Annotated in this window: 7 protein-coding genes; 4 read left to right on the top strand and 3 right to left on the bottom strand. The window is 60.7% G+C overall.

Annotated elements, in window-relative coordinates:
* Positions 1-409: 409 nt before the first annotated feature.
* Positions 410-1,099 carry a DUF2461 domain-containing protein gene (locus LJE93_07800; GenBank protein ID MCG6948799.1) on the top strand — a complete coding sequence of 230 codons (690 nt, stop codon included), beginning with the start codon at positions 410-412 and terminating at the stop codon, positions 1,097-1,099.
* 131 nt (positions 1,100-1,230) lie between these two features.
* Here LJE93_07800 and LJE93_07795 read toward each other — a convergent pair whose 3' ends face one another.
* The gene (locus tag LJE93_07795; GenBank protein MCG6948798.1) at positions 1,231-1,881 is read right to left on the bottom strand and encodes a hypothetical protein; all 651 of its coding nucleotides are present in this window, start codon (positions 1,879-1,881) and stop codon (positions 1,231-1,233) included.
* 7 nt (positions 1,882-1,888) lie between these two features.
* The gene (locus LJE93_07790) at positions 1,889-2,431 is read right to left on the bottom strand and encodes a polymer-forming cytoskeletal protein (protein ID MCG6948797.1); all 543 of its coding nucleotides are present in this window, start codon (positions 2,429-2,431) and stop codon (positions 1,889-1,891) included.
* A gap of 214 nt (positions 2,432-2,645) precedes the next feature.
* On the opposite strand from LJE93_07790, the gene LJE93_07785 reads away from it, so the two are divergent.
* Positions 2,646-3,668, top strand: coding sequence for an SRPBCC family protein (locus LJE93_07785; protein ID MCG6948796.1), 1,023 nt, complete (start codon positions 2,646-2,648; stop codon positions 3,666-3,668).
* Positions 3,669-3,801: 133 nt separating this feature from the next.
* On the opposite strand, the gene LJE93_07780 is transcribed toward LJE93_07785, so the two are convergent.
* The gene (locus LJE93_07780; protein MCG6948795.1) at positions 3,802-4,569 is read right to left on the bottom strand and encodes a ParA family protein; all 768 of its coding nucleotides are present in this window, start codon (positions 4,567-4,569) and stop codon (positions 3,802-3,804) included.
* Positions 4,570-4,660: 91 nt separating this feature from the next.
* Between LJE93_07780 and LJE93_07775 the strand changes: the two genes are divergently transcribed.
* Together LJE93_07775 and LJE93_07770 are read left to right on the top strand one after the other, a co-directional pair.
* A complete protein-coding gene (locus LJE93_07775) occupies positions 4,661-5,272 on the top strand; it encodes a hypothetical protein (GenBank protein MCG6948794.1) in 612 nt (203 codons plus the stop codon).
* A gap of 106 nt (positions 5,273-5,378) precedes the next feature.
* A complete protein-coding gene (locus tag LJE93_07770; protein ID MCG6948793.1) occupies positions 5,379-6,542 on the top strand; it encodes a hypothetical protein in 1,164 nt (387 codons plus the stop codon).
* Positions 6,543-6,604 lie beyond the last annotated feature (62 nt).

Raw genomic sequence — 6,604 nt, 5'->3', positions numbered from 1 at the left:
TTCAGCCCAGCCCGCCCCATAGATCCTTCGACTCCGCGTCCCTTCGGGACGCTTCGCTCAGGATGACATTCTGACTGGGCTCGTCGGACGAGCCCGTCATCTTGTCATTCCGACCGAGCGAACGGATTCCCTTTTTCTTCTGTCATACCGACCGAGCAGACGGAGCTCATTCTCCTTGTGTCATTTCGACCGAGCGAACGAAGTGAGCGAGCGGAGAAATCTATGGAATTGGGCCTTGGAGTTCGTTGCCGAAGACCCACAGATCCCTCGACTCGCTTCGCTCGCTCGGGATGACATTCTGACTGGGCTCGTCGGACGAGCCCGTCATCATGCCATTTCGGAAGCGGAGATCCAATCAGGTTGTTATCCGAAGCCAGCAGGGCAGGAATTCCCTGCAGAGGAGGAATTGGTGGCCGGGAAAAAGCATTTCGACAGGGAGTTTTTCGAATTCCTCGAGGAGCTCAAGGAGAACAACACGCGGGAGTGGTTCCAATCCAACAAGGAGCGGTATCGTTCAGTGGTCCAGGAACCGCTACTTCGTTTCATCTCCGACATCGCGGATCCGCTGCAGGAGATCAGCGGCGAGTTCGTTGCCGACCCCCGGCCGTCCGGCGGGTCGATGTTCCGCATCTATCGGGATGTCCGATTCGCAAAGGACAAGAGCCCCTACAAGACCCACGCATCCGCGCAGTTTCGCCACCGCGCCGGACGCGACGCACACGCGCCAGCGTTCTACCTCCACCTGGAGCCAGGCAATGTCTTCGTCGGCGCCGGCTCATGGCACCCCGGCCGAGAAGCTCTCGCGAGCATCCGAACAGCCATCGCCGAAAAACCGGACGAGTGGATGGCCGTCCTTGAAGACGGGACGTTCTCGAAGCGACACCGACTTGTCGGTGACAGCCTCAAGCGTGCACCCCGCGGCTTCGATCCCGGACATCCGATGATTGACGAGCTGAAACGGAAGGATTTCATATCAATCGAGGAGTTCAGCCAGCGAACGGCTTGTTCGGCCGGGTTCATCGATCTCGTTGCGGTTTCTTTCGCGGCCGCAGCACCGCTCGTGCGATTTCTCACCGAAGCGGTCGGCCAAGAATTCTGAATTCTCAATTCCCGACCACCCTCCCGGACTCTGGGGGGCGGGTGGAAATTCCGAATGCCGACTTCTTAATTCCTAATTCCTGATTCCCAATTCCTAATTCCTAATTCCTAATTCCTGATTCCAAAGTGCTCCTACCATCTCTGGCGAATCGCCACGAACTCGTGCACCCCGTGCTGAAGCACGAATGAGTGCTCGACCTCGAATCCTTCCAGGAGTTTCTCGACCGCCGCGGGCGGCAGTCTGGGAGCTCCCCTCAACTCCCATGTCTGTGGCTCGTACGCGAGCTTGTCAGCCGCAACGACTCGGTACCAGTTGGGCAGCTCAGGCATGGTTTCGGCTGCGTAGACGATTGCATGGATGCGAGCCCCGGGAAGACATAACTCGGCTATCGATCTGATGGTCCGCCTGGCGCGATCGTTCGGGAGGTAATTGAGAAGGTCCCAGAGCAGTACCAGGCCGAAGCTCTTTCGGTGTTCTGCAAGAAGGGTCTGAACTGTGTTCAGCCGCTCGAATCCGCTCGCCTCGATCTCGTGATTCGAAGAACCCCCGCCGCACCAGTCGATGATCTGGACATACGAGGCAAAGTCAGCCAAAAACTCGACGTTCTCTGGGAACGCACTCCCGAGATCGAGCACCTTGCATCGGGAACCTGTATCCAGCGACCCTATGGCCACCCCGAAACCCGGCGCGCTATGAACCTGGCGTTGTGGTTCCTGATCTTCTCCGGGCGCGATCTCCTCGACGCTCTCAGCCTCTTCCCGAGAGCTCCAAAGAGCTTTCACTGGCTATTCAGGCCGGGAGGCGCGCGCCCGTCTCCTTGTCGGCTCCCGCGCCGTGGGCGGGACGACCCTTCGTATCATCGTCGACCTTCGAGGTGGTTTCGGCCTTCTTCGGGGCCGCAGGCTTGCCGTCTCCACCGCCGGAGCCCATCTCGATTCCACCGCGGAACACCGCGCCGTCCTCGAGTGTCACGCGTGGTGCGGCAATGCTGCCCTCGACTCGCGCCGTGTGGCGGAGAACGATCTGCTCCTGGCCTCGGATGTCGCCCTCGACCTCTCCTTCCACAATCACCGTCCGGGCGTCGACGTCCGCTTTGAGGTGGCCGTCGGGGCCGATGGTCAGGTTGTGCTTGGCAAGACTTACCGCGCCTTCCACCCGCCCCTGGATCACCAGGTCCTCGTCGCCCGTCACATCTCCCTTGACGGTGATCGAGGGGCCGATGACCGCGTTGCCGCTACCGCCTTTTGCTGCGGAGGTCGCCTTGCCGAAACCGCTTTGAGGCGGCCGCGACTGTGTCGAAGAATCCTCGTTTTCTTCCTTTTTGAACATCATGATCCTCCCCGGGGCGCCGCCCCTTGCTCCCCCTCATCGTATGGGACTGGCCGAGACCGTTTCGTGCCCGGGATCACTCTCGACCCTGATTTCGCGCCGCCAATCCGATGCAGATCCGGGCATTTCCCGTGCTATTCTTCCCCCGGATCACACGCAACGAAGTGTCGGACGCGGTCTGCCGCAACGGTCATATGGCAGTTGGGGGGAGTTGGTGATGAAAGTGCTCAAGAGGATATTCTTCGCGGTCGTTGCGCTCGCCGTCGTTCTTGTGGTAGTTGGGTTCCTGCTGCCGCGTGAACGCCACGTCGAGCGTTCCATATTTATCGATTCGCCGCCCAGCGTTGTCTTTTCTCAGGTCAACGGTTTCGAGAAATTCAATGAATGGTCGCCGTGGGTCGCCGTGATGCCCGATGCCGAGTACGAGTACGAGGGACCGGACTTCGGAGTCGGCGCGAAGATGAGCTGGACAGCGAGCGAACCCGAGCCCATGCTCGGGAGCCAGACCATCGTCGCCAGTACGCCGTATGAACGGGTCGATGTCGAGCTCGATTTCGGAGACCAGGGCGACGCCCGGGCAACCTACTCCCTCGAGCCTGAAGGCAGCGGCACCCATCTCACCTGGACATTCGACACCGACTTCGGGTTCAATCTCGTCGGACGATACTGGGGCTTGCTGCTGGATCGCCAGCTGGGCCCGATGTACGCCCAGGGCCTGACGAACCTCAAGCGGATCGCCGAACAGCTCCCCAAGGTCGACTGGTCAAATCTGGAGATCGGTATCACCGAGGTTCCATCGCAAACCATCGTCTATTTCTCCGGCAGCGCCGGGAGTGATCCCGACGACATCGGTGCGGCCCTCGAGGCCGCCTACGGGCGAGTGGCGGTCTTCATTTCAGCCAACGGTCTGCAGATCGATGGCCAGCCACTGGCGATCACCAACTACTGGGACGAGCGTGGCTGGGGTTTCGACGCCGGGATTCCTGTCAGCGGTGTTCCCTCCCGTGGCGTCGGTCCCGACTCGCCGGTCCGCATGGGCGAGACCTACGGTGGCCGGGTGGTTCGCACGGTACATGTCGGACCCTACACAGACCTGCAGAAGACCCACGAGATCGTCGGTGCGTTCATCGCGGCGCATGGTCTCGAGCCCAACGGCCGCTCCTGGGAGGTCTTTGTCAGCGACCCGGGGAACACGCCCGAGGCGGAGCTGAAGACCGAGGTCTACTACCCGGTCAACTGAGTGAGTTGAGAGTTGAGAGTTATGAGTTTCGAGTTGCCACCCTCCCTCCCGTAGGATTCGGGAGTCGGTCGGGGATCAATGCTCGACTCTTCGCTCTGAAGCCTGACTCGTTGCCTGACGGCGAGTCGAAGGATCAGAGACCCTGAATCGCCTTGTAGAGATCCTCGAACTGGCCGGTCAACTTGTGCGACCGCGCCAGGTACGGAAGAGGCTTGGCGGCACTGTGAGACTCCCGGACTTTGACCGATGCGGAGATGAACGGCTCGAGGATCGGCAATCCCTCTCCCTTGAGCTGTTCGACCAGCATTCGAGGCAATCGGGCACGAACCTGGAATTGATTGACGACGATCCCCCCGACCTCGAGTTCCGGGTTGTGGTCCTCGCGCACCTCGCCGACGCTCTCGATCAGATCGTAAAGAGCACGACGCGAAAAGTCGTCGCAGTCGAAGGGTATGAGACAGCGCTCAGCGGCGATCAGCGCTGAAAGAGTGTAGATGTTGAACGCCGGGGGGGTGTCGAGAAAGACCTGGTCGTAGCCGTCGACCTCGTTCAACGCCTCGCGCAGCTTGTTGATCTTGTATTTCGCCTCGAGCTTCGGCTGCAGCTCTCCGAGCGCGGCGTCAGCCGGCATGATATGAAGGTTGTCGAACCGTGTGTGGTGGATGAAATCCTTGCCAGTGTTGCGAAAGATTTTGAAGCCGAGCGTCTGCTCGAAAAACTGTGCGAGATTCGGGTCGGCCGCCTCGACATCGGCACCAAGAAGGTAGTGGCTGGCGTTCGCCTGCGGATCCAGGTCGACGACCAACGTTCGGCGGCCTTCGCGGGCGGCGACTGCCGCCAGGTTGCAGACGATTGTCGACTTCCCGACACCGCCCTTCTGATTGAAGACGACCCACCGCATGAGCCGATTCAGAATAGCGGCGCCGACACAAGGCGTCAAAGCCTGACGAAAACTCGTGCGACTTCCTCTGTTGCCCTGATATAAAAAGGCCATGGACGAGCCGTCGAGGGGATTCAGATATTCGAGTGCTCGCCGCGGCACGGGCGCTCCCTCACCGGCCATCATCGCCGCAGTCACGGTCGTCGTACTGCTGGTGCTCCTGGTCGTATTTCGCTCGCCACCAGAATCGGAGGTCACACCGGCACCGTCGACACCTGCGTCTCCCACACCTCCACCGACTGTCACGCCAACCCCGACCGCCACGATTTCCGCGGTTCAAGAGTTCGGCTCGGATTGGGTCGAAGTCTCGAGTCCGAAGGACACGCCAACTCCGTGGCCCACGATTCCGGACCCGGTGCGCCGGCAACCGACGCCGACGCCAAGAGTTTCGGAATGCGTCTCCTTCAGATGGACCACAACCCAGGTGTTCACTCCATCCGCCCAGGTTTTGACGGAAATCCGCGCCAAAAACGGCTGCAACCGAGATCTCGAACCCGCAGACCTCATGTTCGAGATTTCAGGATGGAGGGATGGCGGCCTCATCCGGTCCGTGCGGGCAATGCCCTTCAACCCGATCCGAAGGCGTCATTCGGACATCATCACGGTAGGACTGCCGGGCTCGCTCGACTGGTATGACGAGGTGAGGGTGGAAATCGTTGATTGAAATCGGAATTCGAATTTCGGAATTCGGAATTGAGAACGAAAAACCGACAACTGAAAATTGACGCGCGAGGTAGCATGCGGGTACGAAGAACGGGAGAGGGATCACGATGAAACATGACCGGCTTACTGGCGAGGAGCTGACCGCGCTCGTCCAACGCGTCTTCGAGCCTCGCCCGGAAGACACGGCACTGGCAGTGATCGTCGATCTTCCGGACGACGAGGTACAGGACAACGACCGCTGGCGCGAGCGGCGAGCTCTCGCCGCTGACTGGGTTCAGGAGCTTGTCGCTGTGCGCGCCGACCACGGTCTCGATGTCTCTCTCTTCCTCTACCCGAACGTTCACTCGAACAACGCCGATCTTCCGGTGATGGCCTGGCGGTGGCCGGACGACACGATCCCGGATCACGTCGAAGATGCTTTCGGTCAGCTCGCGGAGCCGATGGAGAGCGTCCTCTCCAACCACTCGCTGGTGATTGCACCGACCGAATTTTCCACTACTGCTCCGCTCAAGATGATGGCCCCCCGTCTGGGTTTTCGCGGCGCCACCATGCCCGGTTTTTCATCCGCCATGGTACCCGCCCTCCGCCTCGACTACACGGAGATCAACCGCCGGGTCTGGCTGCTCAAAGAACTCCTCGACGATTGCATTGGAGCGGATTTCCTGTTTGTCGTTGACGGTGCGACCGAGCACCAGCTGCACCTCGATCTCCGCCATCGAACGGCTCACGCCTCGGGAGGCCTGCTGACCGAACCCGGAACTGCCGGCAACCTCCCCTCCGGTGAAGCGTATATCGTGCCCTACGAAGGAGAACTCGATGGTGAGCCGACATCGAGTGCCGGCTCGATGCCTGTGCAGTTTGGTGACGAGGTGGTCGTGTTCGAGATCGATGACAACCGTGCGCAGCGGATTTCGAGCACCGGCCCGCTGTCGGAGGCCGAAGCGCTCCGGCTTTCCGCCGAACCTGCCCGGGGCAACCTCGCGGAGCTCGGGCTCGGCGTCCTCGCGGATTTCGGTATCGAGCCGATCGGCGAGGTTCTCCTGGACGAGAAGCTCGGCCTTCACCTCGCCTTCGGTCGCAGCGAGCATTTCGGCGGCCAGGTCGGTCCGGAGTCATTCTCTCGGCCGGAGGCGGTGATGCACCAGGATCACGTGTACCTGGCGGAGATCCAGCCAAGAGTCGAGGCTGCGAGGGTGGTTCTCGAGCGCGAAGGCGGACCGAAGGTCGATCTCATTCTCGGCGGGGAATACGTCATCGATTTCGAGAGTTGAGTTTTCACAATTCGAGGTGAACCCGCATTTTTCTGAGGATTCGTCGCGAGGGACGCGAGGCC

It is taken from the genome of Acidobacteriota bacterium (assembly GCA_022340665.1).
Taxonomy (GTDB): domain Bacteria; phylum Acidobacteriota; class Thermoanaerobaculia; order Thermoanaerobaculales; family Sulfomarinibacteraceae; genus Sulfomarinibacter.
This window is presented reverse-complemented; position numbering and strand designations above follow the sequence as displayed.